12 protein-coding genes and 1 pseudogene are annotated in these 26,894 nt (G+C 39.8%); 5 read left to right on the forward strand and 8 right to left on the reverse strand.

Features of this window, described 5'->3' with window-relative positions; translation table 11 throughout:
* Positions 1-2: 2 nt before the first annotated feature.
* Entirely contained in the window at positions 3-2,729 is a 2,727-nt protein-coding gene (locus VB733_RS14515; RefSeq protein WP_323340772.1) for a HEAT repeat domain-containing protein, read from the forward strand.
* A 221-nt stretch (positions 2,730-2,950) separates the two neighbouring features.
* Here the strand turns inward: VB733_RS14515 and VB733_RS14520 are convergent, their stop codons facing one another.
* Positions 2,951-3,508 (reverse strand): hypothetical protein, encoded by a 558-nt coding sequence (locus VB733_RS14520; RefSeq protein ID WP_323340773.1) that lies wholly within the window; start codon positions 3,506-3,508, stop codon positions 2,951-2,953.
* Between the two features lie 331 nt (positions 3,509-3,839).
* Between VB733_RS14520 and VB733_RS14525 the strand changes: the two genes are divergently transcribed.
* On the forward strand, positions 3,840-4,970 hold the full coding sequence (locus tag VB733_RS14525; RefSeq protein ID WP_323340774.1) for a ferrochelatase: 1,131 nt from the start codon (positions 3,840-3,842) through the stop codon (positions 4,968-4,970).
* 175 nt (positions 4,971-5,145) lie between these two features.
* On the forward strand, positions 5,146-5,364 hold the full coding sequence (locus VB733_RS14530) for a hypothetical protein (protein ID WP_323340775.1): 219 nt from the start codon (positions 5,146-5,148) through the stop codon (positions 5,362-5,364).
* 253 nt (positions 5,365-5,617) lie between these two features.
* Here VB733_RS14530 and VB733_RS14535 read toward each other — a convergent pair whose 3' ends face one another.
* The 4 genes from VB733_RS14535 to VB733_RS14550 all read right to left on the reverse strand — a co-directional run bounded on the left by VB733_RS14535 (position 5,618) and on the right by VB733_RS14550 (position 12,962).
* Positions 5,618-6,598 carry a hypothetical protein gene (locus VB733_RS14535; protein WP_323340776.1) on the reverse strand — a complete coding sequence of 327 codons (981 nt, stop codon included), beginning with the start codon at positions 6,596-6,598 and terminating at the stop codon, positions 5,618-5,620.
* Positions 6,599-7,487: 889 nt separating this feature from the next.
* Positions 7,488-9,047 (reverse strand): HlyD family efflux transporter periplasmic adaptor subunit, encoded by a 1,560-nt coding sequence (locus tag VB733_RS14540; protein WP_323340777.1) that lies wholly within the window; start codon positions 9,045-9,047, stop codon positions 7,488-7,490.
* Positions 9,048-9,109: 62 nt separating this feature from the next.
* On the reverse strand, positions 9,110-12,142 hold the full coding sequence (locus VB733_RS14545) for a peptidase domain-containing ABC transporter (RefSeq protein WP_323340778.1): 3,033 nt from the start codon (positions 12,140-12,142) through the stop codon (positions 9,110-9,112).
* A 49-nt stretch (positions 12,143-12,191) separates the two neighbouring features.
* Positions 12,192-12,962 carry a peptidylprolyl isomerase gene (locus VB733_RS14550; protein WP_323340779.1) on the reverse strand — a complete coding sequence of 257 codons (771 nt, stop codon included), beginning with the start codon at positions 12,960-12,962 and terminating at the stop codon, positions 12,192-12,194.
* Between the two features lie 363 nt (positions 12,963-13,325).
* Between VB733_RS14550 and VB733_RS14555 the strand changes: the two genes are divergently transcribed.
* Positions 13,326-13,925, forward strand: coding sequence for a TIGR02466 family protein (locus VB733_RS14555; protein ID WP_323340780.1), 600 nt, complete (start codon positions 13,326-13,328; stop codon positions 13,923-13,925).
* 156 nt (positions 13,926-14,081) lie between these two features.
* Here VB733_RS14555 and VB733_RS14560 read toward each other — a convergent pair whose 3' ends face one another.
* From VB733_RS14560 to VB733_RS14570, 3 genes are all read right to left on the reverse strand, one after another.
* Entirely contained in the window at positions 14,082-16,292 is a 2,211-nt protein-coding gene (locus VB733_RS14560) for a hypothetical protein (RefSeq protein ID WP_323340781.1), read from the reverse strand.
* A 736-nt stretch (positions 16,293-17,028) separates the two neighbouring features.
* Positions 17,029-20,451, reverse strand: a complete 3,423-nt coding sequence (locus tag VB733_RS14565; protein ID WP_323340782.1) for an alkaline phosphatase — start codon at positions 20,449-20,451, stop codon at positions 17,029-17,031.
* A 348-nt stretch (positions 20,452-20,799) separates the two neighbouring features.
* Positions 20,800-24,630 carry a choice-of-anchor I family protein gene (locus VB733_RS14570; protein WP_323340783.1) on the reverse strand — a complete coding sequence of 1,277 codons (3,831 nt, stop codon included), beginning with the start codon at positions 24,628-24,630 and terminating at the stop codon, positions 20,800-20,802.
* 1,213 nt (positions 24,631-25,843) lie between these two features.
* Between VB733_RS14570 and VB733_RS14575 the strand changes: the two are divergent.
* Positions 25,844-26,878, forward strand: a pseudogene (locus VB733_RS14575) (AI-2E family transporter).
* The last annotated feature ends 16 nt before the right edge of the window (positions 26,879-26,894 follow it).

Consider the following 26,894-nt stretch of genomic DNA (forward strand, 5'->3'; position numbering starts at 1 on the left):
CTATGGTTAATTCTTCAACATTACTTACACTTGTGCAAGAAGCAGCAAGCGAAACCACCTCATCTCAACGTTTGCAAGAATTAGCCTGGATGAATGTCAAATTAGGGCGAATTGTGGCTGCAAATGTTTGTGCGAAACCAGAATTATTGCAAGAATTAAGCAATAGCCAGGATAGAGAAACACGTCAAGCAGTAGCTAGTAATCCCAATACTCCCACTGATGTCTTATTCCAATTAGGGGCAGAATTTCCACAAGAGTTATTAGAAAACCCAGTTTTTTCCCTACTGCTGTTGGAAAATCCCAATCTATTAGCAGATATGCCCGAAGAAACACAAGCTAGTTTACTGAAATTGCCAACTATACCTGATGCTTTTGTGCAATGGGGTTTAACTAGCCGACGTGTCAGTATTCTCTATGCTTTAGCGATGAATCCGCAAGTGAATCAGTGGGATTTACAAAGATTGGTGGATGAAGCAAGTAAACATTGGATAACTTCCCGTGTACCCCATGTGGCAAAGTTACATGTCAACTGGGCAGGGGAAATGACGACAGGATGGGATGATTTTGTCTCCTCAATTCTCCACAAACGTCAACTTTTCAAAGATTGCATCCATGAAGAACAGTTTTACGAAACCAGTTTGTGGCAAATGGGTATCATCCCAGATAGTTTTCTACCATCTCTCCATCGTCATAGTTTAGCCCAGATTGCTCGTCATCCAGATACTCCAGCCCATGTTATCGAAGCAATGTTAAAAAATCCCAAGACTGCAATTAGAAAAATTCTGATTGCGGTGGCGAGCAATATCAATACACCCGTACATATATTAGAAAAACTTGCAGGAGATAAGGATGCTTGGGTTCGTCGCACAGTTTTTCAAAACCCCAGCACACCTAATTCTATATTCCAATTATTTCACGAATATCAAGCCGCGATCGCTAATCCCCAAACTTCCGCAACAAAATTAAGCGAAATTGCGACTAGGGAATGGGAACATACCCTTCTCGGTGTGGCAAGTCATCCCCATACACCACCGGAGGTGTTAGCTAAACTCGCCACTAAAAAAGCTTGGGAAATTCGGGCGATGGTTGCCGAAAATCCCCATGTGCCGATGCAGGTATTGGAAGAGCTGGCACAGGATAAACGTTTGGGAGTACGCATTGCGGTTGCGAAAAATCCGCAAACACCTGCATCTTTGTTGGTGCGGTTGTTACAAGATAAAAAGACAGATTTGCGTCGAGATTTACGTCGCGAAATTGCCAAACACCCAAATATAACCTCGGCGATTTTAGAATTATTGGTACGCGATGCTGATTATTATGTGCGTGTGGGGGTGGCACAAAATCCGCAAACACCTGTAGAAATCTTGGCACATTTGGCAAATGATAAGGATGCTTATGTGCGTAAGCATGTGGCACAAAATCCGAGAATAACGGCAGCGATATTGTTACAATTGGCAGCCGATGCCGATAGTAGTGTGCGTCAGCATATTGTTTGCAATCCAAGTACGCCAATTTATATATTAACTAAGTTAGCTTTTGATGAAGTTAGTCGAGTGCGTTATTCAGTCGCTGAAAATTACAGCACTCCCGATAATATTTTGGGATATTTGCAAACAGATAAGTTGACTTATGTGGGTATACAAGCTGCTAAAACTCTTGAACAAAAGCATCTGTTGAATTCGTTACCGCCGAAAAATAATTTTGCTTCGCAAGCTGCAAATAATGAAAAATCTCTAGCAAGTAATCCAGAAACACCTATCGAAGTTTTAATTGAATTAGCTTTACAAGATGGTTATGAAATTCCGCAGTTAGCCTCAGTAAATTTAGCTCAACAGCTAGCTATAAACACCAATATTCCTGATTTTTTATTGGAAAAGTGTGCCGAAATTACTAAACTTGATATCCGGATTGCATTAGCACGACATCCGCATCTTCCCATATCAGTTTTACGGAAGTTTGCTGCTAGTGCTTCGTTTCGCTTACGCCGTTTATTATCACAACATCCAAATTTGGATGCCAGTTTGTTTGAGAAGCTATTGCAGGATAAAAATCAGGAAGTTAGATTGGTGGCTTTGGCGAATCTACTGCTAACTGTCAAGCAGAGGGAAAATAATGCCTTGGGGGAATTTTTGCAGCAATGGCAGGCTGTGCAAAATCCTGATATTCCAGCCGAAAAATTGCTGGAATTAAGTACAAGTCAATGGGTTTTGATTCGTGAAAGCGTGGCTTTGCATCCCCAAGCGGCAATGCTGTTGGATGGTAAGAAGGTGATTAATTCTATTAGTAAAAATACAGATAAAATAGCAATAAAATATACGCCAGTAACATTATTAGAAAAATTGGCTAACGACAAGCATCAGGCTGTAAAGCTTGCAGTAGCTAGAAATTTAGATACACCTATGAATATATTAGAGGAATTTATCAGAAATAATACTTGGAGTAATCCAATACATGTTGCTGCAATGAAAACTGCGATCGCACGTTATCCGGAGAAAGCTAGTTTGTATTTGGGACAGTATCTTCACCAATACCAATCCTTATCTCGCTTCTTTGTATTATTATATCCTTTGACATCTGCTGAATTACTGGCAGAGTATTTTCGTTCGTCGTCTTGGTTGGAAAGATATGCGGTGGCGAAAAATCCTCATACTCCATCCTCCATTCGCAAGTATTTACAGGAAGATGCAAATCGAATTGTGCGGGCGGCAGCGAGAAATTTTGTGGAGTAAATACCTCAATCATGACGATAAAATTGACGCGGAGAGGGGGAGATAGGGGAACGCACAGAAAAATTAATAATATATTAATCAGCCGAAATTGATATGAAAAGCCGCTTGATTCAAAAGTAAACAATACATTTACATTTGGTTTATAGATAAAAAATTAGAAAAATATAGTTCATATAAAACATTTCTCAATTATATTTGCCAATATTTTCAGCTTCATAATTTTAATTTTGTAAAATCAAATGTAAAAAATCACTAGCTTTTAAATAGGTTTTTTCTGGTATTTTTGAGTAATTAATCTGATAACCTTTCACCATTTTGAAATTTTCCCAGAGTTCCAAGTGACTTACCGGAGGCTCTGCATAAAAATTACTTTCACCTCCACCTAGTAATAAAGAACTCCAATGAGTAAAATAATCATGACTCAGGCGATAAATGGGAAAATTAGCAAATAAAGGTACACCCCATCCATCCATAGCAATAAACGCCCTAATTTTGCCTCCTTCTAATTCCCACAAACAGGCTGCCATAAACGCTCCAATCACCCCAGCGCTAAAGCTAATCAATGTAATCGGTTCGTTGAAATTATCACCAATATTTTGATTTTGGTGCAAAAATTCTAAAAGATGCAAACCTGATATTGGCAAAATCCCACCACTAGGGAAAACAATTATCTTTACATCATTACCCAAATGGGAATTTTTATCTGTCTCCAATAATTGGGAGACAAACCTCTGGGTTAAGGTAGGTGCATGAATACCGGGACAAATAATAATAGTCATCCGCTTTTGGATTCTGGATTCACAGCATCGAGATTACTTACCAATAACCAAAAATAATAACCCTTTCCCGACCCCTCATCTGAACCCGATTGTCTACTTCAACACAAATCTACTTATAACTTAACGTTGCGATCGCAATCTCGCAATCTCAAAAAATACATCTATCTTGCGGCTTACAGGGAATTTGGCAATAGTATATCTTTAGAAATATTGTTATTACTTAACTAGTCATCCTATCCCCCTGGATAGGATAATAATTTATAGTAAAGAAAAAAGAATCCACGAAAAAAAAACTAAATTTATAACTCTAGGTTGCATTGAGGAAATAATTGTGGTTGCGACACCAGATAAGTTACATCATACACATGAGCATTTACCAAACCAGGAAAGCAATCAGCAGCGAGTTGCTGTGTTGTTAATGGGTTATGGGGAAGTCGAAAGTTACGAAGATTTTGCCAACTATAACGAACAAGCTTTAAATCTGCTGACAGCTAAATTTGCACCTGTGCCAACTTGGATTTATCCTCCTTTAGCCAAGTTGTTGGCACTGTTTGACAGACATGAATGGGGACATACCCATCACGACTTTATTTCACCCCATAATGCTATTTTTGAACAGCAAAGAGCCGGAATAGAACAACACTTACAAGCCAAGTGGGGTAGTGGAGTTCAAGTATTTAAAGCCTTCAATTTCTGCGCTCCCTTCCTTCCCAATCAAGTCTTGGCAGAAATTAAAAGCCAGGGATTTGATAAAATTTTAATCTACCCTTTGCTAGTGGTGGATTCCATTTTCACGAGTGGTATTGCCATAGAACAAGTAAATAAAGCTTTAGCAGAGCTTGCTGATGAAAACGAACATTGGTTAAAAGGACTGCGCTACATTCCCTCTTTCTATAACGAACCTGAATATATTGATTTGATGGTGCGTATCGTTGAAGATAAAATTCGCACCGAGTTAAATGGGGCTTATTTACCTTCGGAAATTGGTATCATCTTAATGAACCATGGTTGCCCCCACAAAGCCAAAGGTTTCACTTCCGGGATTGTCGAAAGTCAAGCACTGTACGACTTAGTTCGAGATAAATTAATCAACCGTTACCCGTTAATTTCTGTTGGTTGGTTAAACCACGACACACCTTTGATTGAATGGACACAACCAAACGCTGAACAAGCAGCAAAAAACTTGATTCAACTAGGCGCAAAAGCAATAATGTTTATGCCTATCGGTTTTGCAACTGAAAACCACGAGACATTACTGGATGTCCATCACATTATTCATGGATTGGACAAGAAACATCCTCACGTTAATTATATCCAGATGGCTTGTGTGAACGATAATGCAGACTTCTTAGCAACAGCAGCACATTGGGCTGATACTCATATTGCTGAGTTGTTATCTGCGGAGGCTGTGAATGTAAACCCGCAATTAGCTACACATCACCATCACCATCACCACCATTAATATGACATTGCATGATTGCGGGTAGGGTGTTGACTGTAGACTGGTTCTCCAGGCTCTGCCTGGGAACCGATTGCCAACAACTTGAGCCGATGCGTTAGCCCGTTTGCTTGAGCGAGCGTGCAAATGCAAACTCAAGACTCTAAAATAGGCATAACCCAAATAAACCAAACAACTTATGCCTCTCACCGAACTTGTACCGCACCTCAAAGAACTATCTTATTCTGATAAGCTCCTGCTATTGCACTTCTTGATAGCTGAGTTATTAAAGGAATCGGGTTTAGTGCCATTGGATACCCAAGGTAAAGTAGCCAGTCAGGGGTTATATGATTCTTTTGAAGCGGCGGCTGTGTTAGCGAAAGCATTGACAGAGGAAAAAGCAACGACGCATGGTTGATAAAGTTAGATTTGCCATATGGACGCTGCTGCTGTTATTGCTGCTCCGACAACCCCACCAATAATTGCAGCAACTGTAGGATTTTCATACCAATTCATCTATTGGATTACTCCTCATTACGTGACCATGATGTCCAGATAACGGTTCTGATCAGCGGTTGTCATTCTCTCTCTTTTCAACCCAAGGAACTTAAACCAATCCGCTGCAACCAAAGTTGTTATGGGTCGCGTTATTGTCCTCTTCATAAGACTGCCTAAAAGGGGAATTCATCTTCCTCAGTAACATTAGCTTCAGAAGTTGCTCCCTCTGGAAGTGGTAAATTTGTCACAACATAAAGATTCAGAATATCCTCCCTATCCATGAAGAGGATTTGACTACGTTTCGAGGCATCAAGCTGATTTCCCAACCAGTTTCTTGCAGGTTTTGTGATTTCTCCTCCAGCAACAATAAAAGCATGATCCACAAGAACTCGTTTTCCAATTTCAGGATCAAAAATCTCATGCCCAAGCATCATCATGACTTGGTTGTGAATCTCAGCTACATTAGCATTACCTGATTTGGTCACACCCGAAGAATCAAGCTTCCCTTTTTTAGCTTGAAGACCAAAGTAGAGAACGTGTTGTGTCGGGAGGATAAATTTCATCCATACATCCTTACCGTATTCAAGTGCTTTGTCTTTATGCCCTGCTGCCGTAACTCGGTGATAGCCCAACTGTCGAAATAACGGAAGCAAAATTTCTTCAATTAGTTCATCTTCAGAGCATTTGTCCAAATAATCAACAAGTTTTTCCCTTTTCTCAATCTCCTTCGGTGTGAATGGCCGGTGAGGATTAAGAGCCGTAGATATAGTTTTTGTCCCAATGTGACGTATATACAGTAGGTCATCCTCACCATAGAAGGCTTCGTAACCCTCTCGCGATAGCGGTTTGTTCAGCGCTTCAAGCGCGAGTGAACGCTCTGGGTCGTCTTCCTCTGCATCGGATTTATGCATCAATACTCGCAGCACATGCACGAAGCGCTCTGGTAAGGCATGAGCATTCGGCTGTGGCTCTTGCAGCAATTCTGACAGTCTTTCTTGAGTCCACCACCATCGAGTTGAAACATCATGAACAAAGTCCAAGTCGCATTCTTCAAAAAACTGAGTGATATAACTACTAGAACGATATGGAAAATATTGGACATTACCTATTATCATTTCCGCTATCGCACGCAAGTTTCTGTCCTTAAATTTCATGTCAGTGGTATCGGTCAAAATACGATGCGTTCATCAAACTCACTCTCAATTTAAGCTTATGCTGCATAACGGCTGAGTTCACCCGCAATCTTAGCCCATTTCCCAGCATTAGTCGCTTTTTATGGGTCGGGTGCAATGATTTGTTATACCCCGATCGCCTCTCGCTATTATCCATCCGGTGATCGCCATTAGCTTTCTGAGACTGATAAACGAAGCTAATTATCTGGTATTAATTGACTTTGGGCGAAAACGGATCACTTTGGGATACGATCACTTGTCGGTATAACTATTTATTATACCGGATATTTCCTTACAATACCTTCGCCAAAAATATGATTGGCAAAAATGCTTTTGCCGTCAAGGTTTCCACTTAAATAAAATATTGAATCTGTCTGCTAGACGTTGAGCCTAGAGTCTTTATACATCAAGGGTTTTAATCTAAAAACCTGGTGTGGAATAACGGGACAGAGTTTTTAATTAGTTTGGAAATTATAGCGCTTGTTTCTCTTATACGAAAAAACCTTAATTCTACAAGCGTTTATACTACGTTCTGACTCAGAAATCTGGCGAAGGTATTGTCCTTATAAACAACCTTTTTAAGTGGGTTATACGGAAAATATTCCGTATAAATCCCCATACAGGGTTATTCAAAAGAACTATTCCGTATAAACCCCCTATTTGCTTGGTTAAACAGAATTTTCAGTACACCCTAGGTAGAGCCTCCAATTCTGTATTCCTTGCCAGAGACAAGGAACAAGTTGTACCACAGTTTTTGTATGAACTTTTATTGACGAAAAAGGCATAGAGTCAACAGGCTAGATTGGGGGATGATTTGGGAATTTTTGAGAACTAATCATCTCATGATTTTGCAATACTCCAAGCTTAATATCTAGCGCATTTGTTCCAGGCTTTCTACTTGATTTGTGAAAAGTTCAGTAAACAAACTCATGACTGTACGTTCTTCACGTACTTTGATATTAGCGGTAATAGACATACCTGATTGTAGAGAAATATTTTTACCTCTGGCATTGAGATTTTGACGGTTCAAGCGAATTTTGGCAGGGAAACGATAGAATTGATGTGTTTCATCGGGAGGTAAAGCATCGGAACCTATCCAAGTTAATTCTCCTTTGATATCACCAAATTCACTAAAAGGGAAGGAGTCAATTCTCACATCTACTTTCATTCCTTCCCGCACAAAACCTATATCTTTATTGGTTACAAAGATTTCTGCAATTAAGTTCTCATTGGGAACTATTTTGAGAATTTCTTCGCTGGGATTGGCAACAAAACCGGGATTACCTGCTTTTAAATCAAAAACTGCTCCAGCGACGGGAGCGCGTAATTCTTGATATTTAACGTTGACTTTTGTTTGAGCAATTCTGCTATTAATTTCGGCTAGGCGCTTGTCATTTTCGAGGAGAACTTTGGATAACTGACTATCAATTTCAGCGATACGTTGTTTATTTTCAGCTATTTTATCATAAACGTTTTTGCTAGTTACAGAAATAGTAGTAGTTAATTCTTCCTTTCCTTGTTGAATATCATATTGCAGACGCTTTTGTTCTTCTTCTAATTGCAAAATTTGGGCTTTGAGACTTTGAACTTTTTGCTGTTGCTGTAGATATTGAAGTTGCGCGATCGCACCATTTTTAACTAAGTTTTCTAATTTGACTAAAACCTGTTGTTCAATATTTAAATTGGCTTTGCCATCGTCAATTTTGATGGTATTTTGAGATAGCTGTTTTTTAATTTGTTCAACTTCTAAATTTGCGGAAGCAGTACGAGATGCTAATTCTTTTTTAGATATTTGTAAACGCTGTTGTTCTTCGTTATTTAGATTTGCTGTGGTAGTATTTCCAATTTGAGTTTGGAGGTAGTTAATTTCATTGATTAATGATGCACGATTTTTGAGGAGAGATGCTGTTTCTGGTTGCAAATTTCCCTGCAAAAATGCCATATCTGCGGCAACAATGGAATTGGAGTTAATTAGAGTGCGATACATTTGACTTTCTTGAATGATGGCATCGCGAATTTTATTTAAGGATGCTAATTCAACTTTATTGACTTCAGTATCGAAGACGAGTAGCAAATCTCCTGATTTAACTTGTTGTCCATCTTTAATATAAACCTGTTTGACTATTCCACTCATAGGTGCTTGGACTTTTTTCACAGCAGCTTCTGGTTTTAATTGTCCTGCTGCTGGCACTACTTGCTCAATCTTGGCAATGCTTGCCCAAGTAATTCCAAAGCCTGCTAATGCTACCAAGGTAATCATGATAGCACGAGACCACATTGGAGATTGTCGGAGAATTACGGATTGGGGTTGTTGCAATTGGTAGGCTTTTAAGTCAGCTTTTGATTGGTTAGGGATGGAGCGTTCAGCTAACAATATGCGTGTGTCTTGTTTGCTATTACCGTTATTACCGTTTAAGGATTTTCCATTCATGGGAATTTTGGGGTTGGGTTTGATGAATTTAACTTATGCAGAGAAGAGGAGTTTTTAAGCAATTACAAATTTACTTCTTGTTGGTTATACAAATAAAAATAATGACCTTTTTTCCGCATTAATTCTTGATGATTACCTTGTTCAATTAATCTACCTCCATCCATGACTAAAATGATGTCTGCATGACTAACTGTGTTGAGACGGTGAGTAATGAAAAAGACTGTATTACCTTGAAACGCATTGGCTAGGTTAATACAAACTTGGCGTTCGGTAGGATAATCTAAAGCACTAGTAGCTTCATCTAAAACTAGTAATTGTGGTCTTTGTAAAACAGAACGTGCGATCGCAATTCTTTGTCTTTGTCCTCCAGAAAGCCCTGCTCCCCGTTCCCCAACGCGGGTATTATAACCATTGGGCAAATCCATAATAAAGTCATGGGCTGCTGCGATTTTGGCTGCGGCAATGATTTCTGCGGTTGTGGCATCGGGGTTGGTTAAGGCAATATTTTCTTGCACGCTACCATCAAATAACAAACTTTCTTGAGGAACTACACCCAATTGTCGTCTTAATGAATAAAGTTCGACTTTCGCAATATCATAATTATCAATTAAAATTCTGCCTGATTCGGGTTCGTAAAGTCGTAGCAGTAATTTCATAATTGTACTTTTTCCCGAACCACTTTGTCCGACAATTCCCACGAATTTACCAGCCGGAATTTCCAGATTTACATTACATACTTGTAATGGTCCACTTGTGGCAAATCGGAAGGAAACATTCTCATATTTGACTGCTCCTGCGACTTCCGGTAGAGGAATATTATAACGGTCTTTTTCTGCTTCCTGGGGAGTATCAACAATATCACTTAATCTTTCTAATGATAAAGCTGTTTCTTGGAAACTTTGCCATAATTGCGCTAAACGTAAAATGGGACTAGTGACATAACCAGAAATAATCCGAAAGGCAATTAATTCTCCTAATGTTAATTCTCCTTTGAGAACTAAATAGGAACCAACCCATAATACTAATAAACTGCTAAGTTGATTTAGAAATTGGCTAGCGGAATTGGCAAATGTCGAGGTAATAACTGTCTTAAAACCTTCCCCAACATAACGCGCATACTTTTCTTGCCACGAGAAACGCGATCGCAATTCAATATTTTGGGCTTTGACTGTTTGAATCCCCGACATTACCTCAACTAAATAAGATTGAGTTTCGGCATTACGTTCAGCTTTGCTACGTAACTGTTTGCGAATAACAGGAGAGGCAATAAATGTGATGAGAATAAATACGGGAATTGTTGCTAATCCAACTAGTGTAAGTTGCCAGCTATAAAACAGCATGACGACGATATACACTACTGAAAATAGAGCATCTAAACCAACTGTTAATGCAGTTCCAGTTAAAAATTGGCGAATATTTTCTAATTCGTTAATTCGGGTGGATAATTCACCAACTGGACGACGTTCAAAATAGCGTAATGGTAATCTTAATAAGTGGTCGATAATTTCCGAACCCAGTCCCATATCAATACGGTTCGTTGTATCCACAAATAAATATGTTCTTAATGCCCCCAATACAGCTTCAAATAGCCCCACTGCTAGCAGTAATACCCCTAAAATATTCAGAGTAGTAATACTATTTTGAACAATCACCTTATCAATAATTAATTGAATAACTAATGGATTTGCTAAAGCCGCTAATTGAACAAAGAATGAGGCAATAAAGACTTCTATCAATACTTGACGATGGCGCGACAAATACGGTAGAAACCAGCTCAAACCAAAACGTTGTTGAGGTGTTTCCTTAGTCGGAGAAAGCAATAATATTTGTAATTGTGGTGGAAAACTATTCTCCCCCACATCCAACTTAGCTATTAATTCACCTGGTTTACAATATTGAATTCCCTGCGATGGTACACCTAAAACAATCATGCGATCGCTCGCTTCATAGACTACGGCAAAGTCATTTCCATAGCGAATTAAAGCTGGAGTAGGAATGCGTGTTAAATTAGTTGTCGGTAAATCAATTAGTTGGGGTTTCAAACCAATTAGTTCTGATAAGTAAGCACAAACTTGAAAAGATATTGTTTCTTGTCGGCGAAATTGTTCGTTTAAAATCCGTCGTACTACTTCCCGGCGAAATGGTATTTTTAGATGCTGGCATAGCATTTGCAAACAAGCTGAGGTGGCATTTATTTCTCCTTTGCCACTCACAAAGGGATACTTTTGTTTTTTGTATTTGTTTGTGGAAATATTTACTGGTTGTTCTTTCTCTGGGGCGTAGGGAATATTGACAAGATTTAATTCATCTTCACCAGTTAATAATTCACCGTTGACTGAGTTATCGATGATTTGATTATCGACTTGATGAGCTAAATTATTGTTGTTTACACTTAAAAAAGAGAAATCTCCAGGATTAAAACCAATTAATCTTGCAGAATGTTCACCTTTAACTTCAATTATTTCTCCATCACAAAATTGCAAAGGGGAATTAGGAGCATAGTTTGTCACCCCATTTCCACTAACAAACCAAATTTTTTCCGTTTCTAATTGGTGAGTATAAATTTTTCCTGGTGGAATATATTGAATAATTGCATTCTCTGCGGCTGCTTCCGTTAATTCTTTGAGATTGAATCCAGCATTAGCTTGTTGTTCCAATTGTAAACCCACAATTTCAAACACTTCCGCCAAATGCACTTGATTTTGACGAATTTGAGCAAAATTAGAAAACGTAGCCAATAAACTGAGAAAATCAGCCGTAGCAATCGATAAAATGATAACTTCCGTAGATGCGATCGCAGTTTCGCAAGGGACTTGGCGCAATAAACTAATTTCACCCACAAAATCCCCAGGTTCAAGAATTTTTAAAGTAATTGGGACTTGGGTACGTGGGTCATAACCTAATAATCTGACTTTCCCTTCATAAATAATACCTATATGGTCAGGGATTGCTTCTTTACCAATAATTTTTTGACCAATTCGGAATCGCCAAGCTTGGAATTTTGGTAATATTTTCGTGATTAATTCTGTTGGTAATTCTTCAAAACCTGTGAGAGTTCTAATAAAATCTTGAAAATTTGTTTTGATATAAGTCATTGAGTTTTCAGCCTGAGATATTGACTTTGTGAATGATGATTATCAACCATTATGAGTAACTGATACTTAATGGCTGTAACACCTCAATTTCTGGTGTCATAACTTGCCATTTTTGCTCTTGCATTTGTGTTTGTAACCACACCTGAAAGCGCTCGTTTAATAATCGCTGACGCATTGAATTATCCAACTTAGCAGGCAGCAACTTTTCCAAACGAATTAATACTACCCAATCTCCAACTTGTGTTGGTGGAACTAACTGTTGTGGTTGAATATTAGACAAAACCTTGACCATCACTGGATGGATTGATTGCAATTCAACTGGTCCAATTAAACCATCTGTTTCTACTTCTAATCCTTGGGAATATTCCTGTGCTAACCGAGCAAAAGAATCTTCTCCCTCAGAAATCCGAAAATACAATTCTTGAGCTAGAGCCATATCATTTGTACGCAACAAAGAATAGATTACTCTATCCAGTTGAGGCTTGCGTTGGCGAAAATATGTTTCTAAATCTTCTCCCCAATTGGTTTGTTTAAATTTTTCTAGCTTTAATTGCCGAATTGCGATCGCATCTAACTGCTCTGATGTCAAATTATTTTGCTGCAACCACATTTGACGTTTTGCTTCCGAATCCAACTGGTATTGTTGAGAAATTTGTGCAATCGCTATTTTTTCTTCTTCTTGGTTACACTTTATTTGCGCGATCGCATCATCTATTACCAACTCTTTTACCAGTTGCGGCAACATTTGGTACTCTCCCAACAGTTGCATAATTGCTTCTGGTATTAACCTGCGATCGCCTACTTGCAGAACAGGGAACATATACTGGTTTTAAAGCTATATTTCTCAAGATTGTCTCAGAAAAACACTTAGAGAAAGTTACGAAAAGGTTATGAATGGGTTTATTTTAGATTAAGCAATGCATTTTGGATTTGCAGTCGGGGTAGAAAAAACGAATCATAAATGCTATAAACAAAATTGATTTACACTTGATAGCACTATTTCCTGGCAGTTCCAATATCAAGCATTTTTATTCCTGACTCCTTACTTTTACAATTTAATCAAACCTCTACCTTGTTTATTTCTATTTTTTCTAATTTGCCATTTATGCTATTTACGAATAATGCATTGGCAATCAATCTATGATGATGATACCTTTATTTATTAATAAATAATTCTCTCTGTATGTCTAGTTCCAGAAATGATTGGTTTCCTACTCCTGTTTGGCATTTTAGCATTGATAACTATCAACAATTAAATTCAATTTTGCTGTCAGAAATTCATGCAGAACAGCAACGCGATCGCCAAGGAGAAAAATGGTCAAATGTACTAGGATGGCATAGCGTCAATAATTTACATGAGCGCGATCGCTTCTATGAATTCACACAAATTATTCATAAAAATGTTCTAGAAGTTGCCAATTTTTTGCGTTGGGATTTACAAAAATTTTCTCTCAACATCACAACCTGTTGGGCAATGGTTAATGGTAAGCTCGCATCAAACTCTGTACACAATCATCCCAATTCGATATTAAGCGGGGTTTATTATCTCAAGGCTCCTGAAAACTGCGGGGGCATATTTTTTTCCGATCCCCGTCCAGCTTCACAGATGTTAATTCCCCCAGTCCTAGAGTTTAACTTATGGACTCTTCCAAAGGTCAGCTATAAACCTTATGAGGGAACAATGTTATTATTTCCCAGTTGGCTTTTACATGGCGTAGAAATGAATCTGAGCGAAGAAACTCGGATTAGTCTGAGTTTCAACATCGGTATGTCTCCTAAATAGTCAGTAATCTAATGATTCGCCAAGCTAATATTGACGGCTTGAGATGGACTCAAAGAGATGCAAAGTTGCTTTGGTAGACTATTGAGACAAGGATGAGCAGAACGAATTTCCGCCCATCCTCAACCTATTAATTACTGGTATTCTGCTAATTCCTATTTAGATGAAAGCAAAGTTAGCTGCGGTTAAACTAGCAGTGTCAACTCCAGTTAATATGGCGATCGCATTACCATTAAGTGAAATGTTGTTGCCAGTGAGAGTTAACTGTCCAAAGCCGACACCTGCGCCTGCACCAATGAAGCCAAGGACATCAGTACCAACTTGGAAATCAATTACGGTATTAGCACTAGATGGAGCTTCAGCATTAAATATCCAAAATTGGTCAGCACCAGCGCCACCAGATATCAAGTTGCCGCCACCATTACCAACAAAGAAGCGATCATTGCCATCACCACCCAAGGCGCGACCATTAGCACCCAGGAAGAAGTCATCATTACCAGCACCACCGGAAGCGTGGTAGCGACTAGCCTCACTCGCTTCGATGATATCGTCGCCACTTCCAGCAAATACACGATCTTTGTTAGCTACAAAAATAGTGTCATTGCCACTACCAGTATCAATCCGGTTGCCACTGGCTAAAACTCCACCAATGACGCTATCAACTGTGTCGTTACCAGCACCAGTAAAGACGATGTCATTAACACCATCAAAACCTTCGGTGAAACCAGCTTCAAAAATATCATCACCAGAAGTAGCACCGGGAACTAAGGAAGAGCTTTGAATCAATTTGGCGTTAGGAGCAATTAAGAATGATAGCTGACCACCACGAACCAGGTTTTCGTCAGATGTAGCAGTTCCATTGCCGTTACCATCAATGTTGGTGGCGGTGATGATTGTGCCATTGTTGAGGGTTCCAGCTTGTACGTCAAAAATGAATAATTCGCCAGGCTTATTCCCAAACAATGTGGAGACATCAAGGATACCAGAAGTTTCCCAGTTACCCAGGTCAGTAGGGTTAGAATCAACTTGACCAGAAGGAATTCCTGAGCGATCTACTTGTCCAATACGGGTGAGGGTTTCTGAAGGGTTAGGTGCTGAAGGATCAAGTCTCCAGAGCGAAGTTTCTTCCTTAGAAGTTGCACCAAACAGACTTGCAGGAATTGCGCGATCTTCTTGCAGATAGATTTTGCCATCATCAGCCCAATCAAGGTTGTCAGGGCTACGCAGACCGAAATCTCTCTTATCAGCTTCGTTGCCATCATAAAGAATGGTAGCGTCAGCATTAATGACACCAGAAGCAATACCGCTAAAGTCCACATCAATCTTGTAAGTTGTTCCCCAAGTGTCAGCACCGCCAAAAATTGTGTCGCGACCCGTAGAAGCTAATACAGCTTGTGTTCCATCTTGAGGATTGGTGGCAACATCTTCAGGACGAGAGAACAAGAATGCTTTGACATCTGCGGCTAATTTATCTTGCTGGGCTTGGGTTGCAAAACCTTGAGAATCATAGCCAAGTTCGGTTTGAGCAATAGGTGCTTGACTAGCCAGGTCAGGGCGGTAATAATCAATTTTAACGAACTGACCTTTGGCGCTATTGTTCGTACCAGCAAATTCACGGGGATCGGCTTCGATCGCATCGGTGGCATCAGTTGAATCGTCAGCAACCCATACAAATAGTTCGCCACCTGTAAGACCGTTGCGTTCTAGGAAATTACCAGAAGCATTTTTTGTCCCCACATAAAGAATTAGAGGTGCAGGTCCGCGATCGTCTCCAACTAATATGGCAACTTTATCAGTTGTTCCTGTATCTAATTCAGTGACGTTTTCCCATGCCGCACGACCTAGCCAAGGCAAGGCGTACAAAGTATTAGTTGCAGTGTCCAAAGCAAATTCTGAACCGCCATCATTTTCTTCACCAGTAAAGAAAATGCGATCGGCAAAGCCTTTGCCTGCGCCAAAGCTATTAGCTTCAAATAGAGCGGCGGAACAGAATCTAGCAAGACCAGCAAAATCTAAATCAGAGGCTTCATCAACTACTTCACCTTTGCGGTTGATGATGGTGTCATAGGCTAGTCCAGAATTAGTGATTTGAAATGTGCGCTTGTCAACATCAAAGAAGCTCACTCTTGCGCCAGGGAGTTGAGTACCATTTTTCAAGGTATATTTGTAACCAACTGTATTTCCTAACTCATGGTTAACAAGCAGACGCACAGTGGTGTCATTGATTGAGAAAGCACCAATACCATCAAGAATACCAGGAGGAACATAGTCGCCAATTTTGTCACCAACAGTAAAGATTGGATCAACTGTGTAACCATTTAGCCCTTTAACTTGTGAAGGCTGAGTTGTGTCAAATGGTGTATTGGACATGAAATACCTCAAGTTTGATTACAATGTTTGCTTAGTCAATCTGCTCAAAACTAACTCTGAAAAATCTATCTCATGTAAAGCAGAGAGACTTTTAATGTCGGCTTTGAAGGCTATATTTACCTAGACATTTTCACATCCTGTGGAAAAACATATTGAAATTACCAGTTTTCAACTACTAAGAAAACTAGTTTTAACGTTGACTAAAGCTGACGTTTTTTGGCTATTGAATTCGTTATTTATAGGACTCTAATTTGGTTTTTGACAATATACTGAGACTAAAAATCCTGTAAGATAAAGTTTTTGTCTAAAATTACGTTCATAAACCAAATATAATTCCTACAACAGCAAGATTAATAACCTGACAATATACAGCTAGTAATTACTATTTACTGAAAATTACTGAGTGATATTACATACAATACCATTCCTAAATTAAGAGAAGTTTATTTAATATTTAATAAAAACTTTGATGATAAATTTGATAATCAAAATTATTTCATGTACGTACATTACTTTTGTCAAAATTAGCTAACAGCAGTTGAAATTAGGGATGCACTAACTAAATTTGGTCAGTATTTCCACATTGATTTCCAAAAATCACAAATTAAAAGATACAACCATGTGTTTTTTTAAATTTTTTTGTAGGAGCTAATCTAACTAAGATTAGTTCCTACATGATTTTGGCAGCAAAATGAATTATTTGTAGAAAGGCGTGAAATTAATCAATTAACCTAAATTAAGCAAAAGCGAATTGGTTCACATTACTTAGATTTAAGCTGCTAGTTTGAATTCCGGTGAGAACAGCCAAAGTGTTACCACCAAAGATAACTTGTGTATCACCACCAACTTGATTAAGATTCAGAGTTGATGCAGAAATTCCCAGACTTGCACTACCAAGAATACCAATTACATCAGTACCAACTTGGAAATCAAGGATTGTATTTGCAGCTTGTGGTAATTCTCCGCTAACAATCCAGAATTGATCAGCCCCTGCACCACCAGAAATGAGGTTGCCACCACCAGACTGGACGAAGAATTTATCATTGCCATCGCCACCTAAAGCGCGATCGCCACTTCCAAGGAAAAAGATATCATCTCCTGCACCGCCGGACATGCGATTTCCACCTTTAGCGTCGGTAGCATCAAAAATATCATTGCCAGCACCGCCAAAAACGCGATCACCTTTGCTGACAAAGACGATATCATCACCATTCCCTAAATTGACACGGTTACTACCAGCGATAGGAGAAGACGCAGTTTGTAAATCAACTTCGTCATTACCTGCACCAGTAAACACAGTATCATTGATTCCATCCAAGCTACTACCGGGAGCATTGGCAATTAATTCATCAGTTCCCTGAGTTCCAGCAACTAACTGAGTTTCCTGTTGAGTAGCTACGAATTGGGGAGTAACACCAAATAATGTCTCATACATCAAATCGTAGATTTTGGTGTTATCTAAGGTGCTGGGAAGTTTATCTGCATTCATCCCGTAGGTTTTGGAAACAATACTACCGGGGAAGTCAGGAGTACCAACCCAAGCAATCCCAAAGTTACCCATTGGTCCATCGATACTATCCTGAGCCGCAAATGGTTTCCAAGGAGCCTCTGGAGTTCCTGTACTGCCATTAATCCCATCTAGTACAGCGCGGTTAGTATTGGTAGTTGTTGGATTAACACCAATAAAAGGTGCTTGGGGTTCACTATCTGCAAGTTCTGGAGTATTGGGGGTAAAATTCCCAGAGGGACGGTTATAGGGTTTATATTGGAACACCTGCAAACCACCAGCATCGCTATCTGCGGCAGTAACTACTAAGGTGTTGGGGTCTTGGGTATTCACATAATCCATCGCCACGCCAATTGCTGCATCTGCCCGGCGTATTGCTTCAATTGTGCCTGGAGCATTATTATTGTTAGCAAAGTTATCAGTACCTTCTTCTTCAACTACAACAAAGAAGCCATCCGGGTCTTGATTGAGTATTTTCAAAGATGCATCCAACATCTCTGCAACGGTGGGGGCTGTAGCAACATACAGAGGTAGCGGGCTATCGCTGTTAAGACCCAGTGCTTCTTCTGTGCGATCGTCAAAGGTATTTCTGGCGGCAAATACACCTAGAAGCTTTTGTGGTAGATTCGCACTATTGACCACCTGGTTCATTTCCTCTTCGGTATAAACCACGGTGTAACCCAAAGACTTTGCCAAATCAATCAAGTTGATGCTGGGACGACGCTCGGAACGGGTTTCTGCTGCATCTAATTCCGCAGTGACGTGGAACCCTGTAGTACCTTGCGGTAACATATACAGCTCACCACCACCCATAATCACATCAGTTCCAGAGCGAATTACCTGCTCAATAATTTCCGCATACTTATCCCGCGCTCGTAAGTCATTACCATCACGGTTAGTAGTTTCCGCCGCAAATGCAGCAGTTCCCGGTTCTGCCAAATGACCTGATTGAATCAGAGCAGTTGCTTTTCCGGCTTCAATAGCTTCTTCAAGAATTGTGTAACCCTTTTTACCAGATGCGGGAGTGACACGAGAATTATCTTCTTCCAAGCCAAAGGATTCATTAAATACCTTCACCCCATTGGCATGGGTGACTGCACCAGCATTGGAAGTTCCCGTTAACTGGTTTTCCATATGTCCCAGGTAGACACCCGCATTCGACATCTTATCCCAGTTGAGGCGACCATCGGGACCTTGGTCGATGTTACGCAACGCCATGTAATGGGAAGGACTGGTACCATCAGGGTGAATAAAAATGACGTTTCCAGTATCTTTTGTGGCTTTAGGTGCTGGTGTTGGTGCGGGGTTACGGGATTCAAGTTCAGTATTGAATAGAGTCTCATACATCAACTCATATATTCCCGTGTTGTCCACTGTCGCTGGTAACTTATCAGCATTCAAACCATGGGCTTTGGAAACAATAGAACCACTGAAATCAGGTGAACCAGCCCAAGCGATCGCAAAATTGAAAACATCCCCATTCGTATCCGGTGCAGTCACAAAGGGTAAAGTATTCGACCCTGTTTGCCCATCCATCGGCACGTTACGGGCGGAGGTGGTGGGGTTGTTATTAATATTACCTACAGGTTCACCAGCAGTTATAGGGTCACGAACTTGTAAACCACCAGCATCGCTATCAGCCGCAGTTAATAACAGGGTATTAGGATGCTTCTCAACAAAAGCCATTGCCACCCCAATTGCGGCATCAGAACGACGCAAAGCTTCCAGGGTTCCAGGAGTATTGTTGTTATTACCAAAGTTATCGGTTCCTTCTTCTTCAACGATCGCAATCGAACCATTGTTGAAGTTAGGGTGTTTTTCCATCAACTTTTGGGTGACATCCAACATCTGTGCGATGGTAGGTGCTGTCTCCAAATATAGTGATAGTCCCCGTTCTGCTAAGACTTCCTCTGGGCGATCGTTGAAGGTGTGGATGGGAGCGAATACACCTAAGACTTTGGTTGGTGGTGTGGGAGTTTTTGCCGGGTCGAGTAGATCATTCAGTTGTTGCTCTGTGTAAACAACTGTATAACCATTGCTTTTTGCTAATTCAATCAGGTTCTCACTGGGTCGTTGCAGGGGGTTAGTGCTGAGGGCATCATATTCAGCAGCAGTACCATGAAAACCAGCAGTACCAATGGGTACCATGTTTAGTTCACCGCCACCGAGAATGAAATTCACCCCAGAGAGGATAACTTCTTTAGTAATTTCTGCGGAACGTTGACGAGGGGGAACTCGGTTGCCATTGGCATCTACTGTTTCACCGACTTGGGAGACAAAGGCGGCAGTGCCAGGCTCATAGGCAGCGCCAGACTGAACTAGAGCAGTGACTTTTTTGGCTGCGATCGCTTCTTGGATGATTGTCTTACCCGTGTTTCCAGATAGGGGGGTAACTGGCGAACCATCTCCATTTAATCCAAAAGATTCTGCGTAGACCTTAGCACCTGTAGCATGAGTCACAGCACCAGCATTGGAAGTACCTCCGAGTTGGTCTTCCATATGACCCAGGTAAACCGCAGAATTGGACATCATGTCCCAATTCAAACGTCCGTCAGGACCTTTATCAACAAATCGAGCAAATGCAAAGTGAGATGGACTGGTTCCATCTGGGTGGAGGAAAATTACGTGATTACCAGAGGTAGAGCTTGCCATGTTGTTAATTTCCCAAAAATTGCTTATGCTGACCGAAATAGTTAATTAGTTAATCAATGGTTGACACAATTTTTATCTGATGCTGCACAAAATTTAGTTGCGACATAATTATGCAACTTCACGCTAAATTTGGTATTACTACTAATTCGCGATCGAATTAATAACTCTTGCTTCTGTAAATTCACTGATTAACTAATATCCATAATGCATTTCCTAGATTAAGAACAGTCTATATACTGTTTAAAAAACTTTGACAATTTTTTTATTTGATTGAGGTTTGATTGTTTTGACTATCCAAACAGAGACGTAGAATGACTACGTCTCTAGAGGTTGAATTTTAATGTTTAATTACACTGTCAATTTCATTTGCAAAACGATATCATTGTAATCTTTATCACCACCAAGGGGTAAATCTTCAAAGCCCCAGGTGTTATTTCCCAGTAAGCGAATATGGTCTACTTGTCCTGGATTGGCACCAAGAAATGGGAAGTAAACCGCAGGGTCGTTATTTGAATTACTATCTAAAATTGCTGCGGGTCTGCCATTAGCAATAATAAATGGTGCTAGTAATGAACCACCAACAATAGTGCTGTTAAAGGTCGCTTTCCCTTGGTTACTAACAGTTAAATCAACTCCGGGAAGACGTTGATTAATTGCGGCTTGAATATAACCAGCTTGACCAGGAAGAATATCTGCAATTCCATCATTATTGGTGTCAATTCCGCCATTCTCATTGGCAATTTTATAGAAACCAACCAAGTTATCAAATCCAGCTTCTCGATACAGGGTAAACTCAGCTTTGAGATTACCAGAAATGCCTCGCAAATCTAGTAATTCCGCTTGACTATTTCCTTGTAATCTGCTACCCAAAGGTAACTGCTGATTGGTGAATTCAACCTTGACTTCTAAATCTTTAAAATCGGAAATATTGCCAGTTCCATCTTCCCATGACAAAGTGAACGCATTATTTCCCACGAAAGTAATTTTTTGCGTTGTCTCACTGGAAAATAAAACATCACTCAAGGAAGTTTTCCCTAGTTTCACAGCATCAATACTGCTATTTTTAACTAGGAGAAAACGGAAATTTCCCCCCGATTCAAATTCCAACAGGCGGTTCAATTCATTCCGATTGAAACCATTAGGATTATTAGCGATCGCACTCCAAACTACTTTGGCTCGTTCTAATGCGGCTTCTGTATACCCAGTTTGCCCTGGAGAAATCCCGTTGATCCTGCCTTGGCTATCATCGACAGCAAATATACACAACTCATTCACAAAAGTAGAATTGCTCCCAATTAGGGATACTTGCAATCTAGGTATGCCCACACCACCGGAAATGTTAAAGACATCATTGCTACTATTCTTGGTTAAGCCAGTTTGAGCAACAGGTAAGTCGTTGAGTAATTCCAGAATACCGAGTTTGGCTGGTGTGTTGGTTCCAGTAACATCGAAGTCATTATCATTAATCAGCGCCAGGGTATTTGGGGCAACTAATGCCAAACCTTCTAATTTTTCTACCCCGGTATAACCCAATTGAGCAGCATTGGCAATCAGACTCTTACTTACAGGCTTAATGTTGGCTGCTGTGAGTTCAAGGGTGGAAAGTTGTTCGATGGTTTTACCTGTGGGTAAGGTAAAGTTGGCAGGGTTATTGATATTTGTTGCTTCAGCCAAGTCAATTTGATAAATTAACTTGTTGGACGCAGTGGTAGATAAATCATCTCGCTCCACAACTGCGAATTTACCATTACCCAGAGCAACTGCATCGCCGATTTTATCTGTTTTGGCGTTACCGCTCGCTGTAATATCGTCGAGAAGATATAGATACTCTCCAGTCACCTGCTTACTGACAATATCAAATTCCAGAATTCTCAGATTCCGGGAAGCTCTAGATACAGTGTCGCCACCATTATCGGGATTATCGATCGCACTTTGGATAAAGGCATAAAGTTTTCTACCTTCTAAGGCAACTGCTTCAAAACCGCGATTGGCACGTCGTTGGGCATAAACAGCAGGTATAACTGGTGTACCAAAGGAAGTTCCACCATTTTTACCCTCGTCGGTTGCATCCCCAAGCGGAATAAAGCGGTCAATTAATTTACCATTACTATCAAAGTGGTAAATTGCTGGACGGTATTCGTCAACCATCCAAAAATCACCATTTTCCGCGACAACAATCCCTTCTAAGTCTGCTCCCAAGGTATCATTCGGGAGAATATTACCGTTTAAATCGACACCAACTTCATCCGTATAAGCAGTATTCGCTGCCCCAGGTTGCAAGTTCGGTAAACCAGTTAGGGGTGTGGTTCCATCTTGACGAAATAATCCAGTTCGCTTGGTGATGGTAATTTCACTGGTGGAACGGTTGACTTCAAAGCTAACTACTTCTGGCTGGAAATTGGGTAACAGAAATGGTCTTTTCTCAGCAGTTGGTTCTCCATTTGGTCCCCTGTCGGTGTGGGTGACAAATTTGAGATTACCGTTTGCAGCTATGCCTTGGAAATATAAACCGGAGAAACCACCTAAGAGAATATCTTGACCTGTGGAGGTTGTACCTAATTTGGGCAGGTTGTTGAAGGTGTAGTTAGTAATTTGAGTCGAGTTTGGAGTCTCAATTGCGTAAAGTGTCGTAGTTTTACTGACTTCATTAGCAACTGCGAGTAATGGTTTACCATTGGGGCTGTCAGCAGCAGAAATAAATTTTAAACCCTCTGGGCTAATATCACCCTCAGTGCGAATATATTGGACAAACTTAGGGTTTGTGGGGTTGCTAAGGTCATAAACCATGACACCACCACCAGCACGTTCTAAACCGATAAATGCATAGGCTTTGCCGTTAACGTAACCGATAGTTACTGCTTCTGGTTCTGGTCCCTTATTATCGGAACGGGTATCAAACTGACTGGCAACTCCATCGTTGGCATTAAATAGAGTCGGTGTTTGGGCTGCGGTAATTTGCTCAAATTGATCGCCACTATCAAAAACTAATTTACCTGTATCATCCCAAATAGAGAAAGAACGAGCGCCGTAAGCATATAACTTATCGTAGTCTCCATCCCCATCGGTATCCCCCAGGGTGTTAGTGATGGTTAAACGACCGAGATTAGCGTTATTTTTTAACTCCGTAGCATTAGGGAAAGCCGTCGGGTCTAAAACTACTGCATCATTCCCAATTCTGACTTCTTCGTTGAAAATACTTCCTTCTGTATCATTAGGAGCAGGTAAGATGTCATCTTCTGTAGGACGAATACGAGAATCCCCTTCATTGGCAGTCACATAATAGGTTTTACCACCAGATTCAAAAGAAGCGATCGCATCTGGTTGGTACATCCCGAAAATGGGATAATTTTTAATATTGATGCCACCATTAATATTACTATCGCGATCGCTCGCGTCAATTCCATTCCCTGGTAAGCTATGGTCTTTGAAGCCTAATGGTAAAATATCGGTGACAGTGGCAGTGGCAATATCAACTTTTGCGAAAGCATTATTGTCTTGTAGTGTCACAAAAGCAGTTTTACTATCGCCAGAAAATGCAATATATTCTGGTTCTAGGTCTTGGGCAACTGTGGAATTTGTACCATTTGCTAGTTTGCCAAAAATTCTGACACCCTGCTGTTTTAAACTCGCCTCCTGAGCATTAAAGGCGGTGAAAGTTGCAGTGGCAACCTTTGTATTATCTAAAGCGCCAATATTACCAGAAACATCAATAATGCTAATTGAACCTTCTGGGTCTATTGTATAGTCTTCACTTGGCTCCCCTTCATTTGCAACTAAAAGTTTTGTCCCATCGGGGGAAAAGGTGAGCATATCAGGTAAAGCACCCACAGCCACCTGAGCCAGTGGAATGGGGTTAGTAATATCAACCGTGGCATCAAAAAATACGACTTTGCCCGGTTCAGTTATATTTGCGGCAGAAATTGCCACCGCAACAATACTATTACCTGTTGTTCCTTTTCTGACAGCTACACTTTGAATTCCAGCACCAAAAGTAGAGAGATCAGTATTACCGATTTTAGTTGGGTTGCTAGGATCAGAAATATCCACTACCTGAAGAACTGGCTTATCAGCAACTTCTCCTGTTAGGAACAGACGTTTAGTTTTGGGATCAAAATCGGAAATTTCTGCCCCATCTAAAGTGATAGTGCCAGCAAATTTAAGTTGAATTTGATTACTCATTTTTGTTGCCTTTTGATTGAATTATGTTGGCTTAATATTTAACTAAAAACTATACAAATCGTTTGATCAAAATAAGTTTATAAGTCATGATTAAGCATTTTTTATTTCTACGTTTAAGTAGGTCGGTGTTAAAAATTGTCGTTATGACAAGGCAGAGGGCAGAGGGCAGAGGGCAGAAGGCAGAAGGCAGAAGGGAAGAGGGTTTTATACCAATTCGCAATTCGCAATTCGCAATGCTTCCTTCGGAAGAGCTTCGCTAACGCAATTAAAAAACTTAGATGCAGCAAAGCTTTCAGGATTTACATCTGTATCAGATTTTTCGTGAAATGGTATTAGGTAACTTTACTTTTCGTTATATACTACTCTGCGAGAAGCCGCTCCGCGTCTACGGTTTATTTGCACCGTTCTACTTACTGATTGGAAATGACTTTTATCTGAAAATCATTGAACACAAAATGACTATCAATATCGTTTAGATAAGATAATTCATTTACTTGAAGTCTGCTCCAAAGTGCTGATAGAAACAATCTAACAGCCGCAATCGAGTATACTATTCAGACTATATATTCGGCAATCCAATAACATTAATTAGACTGAGCACTACCAACTTATACTAGCAAGATTAAAATCTTATTATTTAAAGGTTAAAGAATACTTTTAAAAGTATTGAATACTTAACTTAAGGGATTGCTACAAAATCATGAATCATCTCCTTCCTCAAAATCTGCCCCTTTTTTCCCTGCTGCATGTTGGCGGGTGCGGAACAAGTTTGACATCGATAAATCACAGGGATGTCGAGTAATTATGTGCGGTGGTGAGTTTAGGAATATGGAATATGTGAAGATTTTTGTCCAATTCACTTTTGAGTCACATTTGCTTGTCAAGCTCACAATAGAAAAAAGTGCCTAATAACTGAAGTTATGCAGCAGTGATATCAGGTTCGCCTGAATAATTACGATAAAACCGACGCGGAGAAACATTTAATGATAACTGATTAGTCGAACTTGATATGAAACAAAAATAACCCTTGGATAGTGTAAGGAATCATATAAAAATAAGTAGTGCAAGCATCTCGCTTGCTATTGCCCAAAAGTGAGCAAGACTTCAGCGAGGGCTCAGTCGAATGCTGCCCAAACTACTTGTTCAATTTATTTGTACACGAATACTAATCAGCATCTTGTGAATTATAGAGATTAAAACTAATTAAACGACGATGAGTAAATTAAGATTAAATAATTTTTTAACACAAGTAAGTACCAACAAATTATTTCACTACTTGCTACTATTTACTTTTGGATGGGTAATAGTCCAAGTGTTGGCATATTTTTCAACAGTAATTGTAATTTTTACTTTAGCAGCAGTTGTAGCATTTCTACTCAATTATCCTGTGCAATGGTTGCAGCGTTTTTTGCCGCACACATTAGCAGTTACTTTAGTGTTTTTAGTCAGTCTTTTAATCCTGGTTATTTTTACATTCACAATTGGTTTTGCAGCGTTATCTCAGGGACAAGAATGAATCAATCAATTTCCAGAGTTTGTTAATTTTATCATATCGTTATTAGAACGAATAGAAGCTTTTCTAAAACAGTGGAATCTGCAAGTAGATTTAAGCGAGCTTGAGAAAGAACTACGAAACCAAGCTTTTGCAGGTATCGGTTTTGGTTTGGGTACAGTTCAAAGATTAATTGCCAGCTTTCTGGATATAGTTTTAATTGCCGTTGTCGCTTTTTTTATGTTGCTAAATGGTGAACGTCTCTGGCATTTTGTGCTGAAACTTTTTCCTGAACATCTACGTAACGGGATAACTACTGCTATCCAAAGTAACTTTCTAGGATTTTTTTGGGGAAGGTTAATTTTATCGGTATTCTTTGGAATTTCTGTGTTTGTTGTATTTTTGATTTTGCAAGTGCCTTATGCCTTAATTTTAGCTGCCATTGCCGGAGTTTTTGATTTGATTCCAGGGATTGGAGCCACATTAGGAATTAGTATTATCGCGTTAATTGTTTTACCTCAAGGGATTTTCCTAAGTATCAAAGTCCTAGTAGTTTGTATTTTAATTCAACAAATAGAAGAAAATTTGCTGATGCCGCGCATTATGCAAGGTTCACTGAATATTAATCCGGTTGTGATGTTTTTCGCCTTGTTAATAGGCGCTAGAGTTGCAGGGCTACTGGGAGTTTTTCTTGCTGTTCCCATTGCTGGAGTAATTATTAGTTTATTTGAAATGGATGAGTTGAAGGCAGAGTAAAACTTATCTATGTAGT

Origin of the sequence: Calothrix sp. UHCC 0171, from assembly GCF_034931845.1 — a bacterium.
Classification (GTDB): domain Bacteria; phylum Cyanobacteriota; class Cyanobacteriia; order Cyanobacteriales; family Nostocaceae; genus Brunnivagina.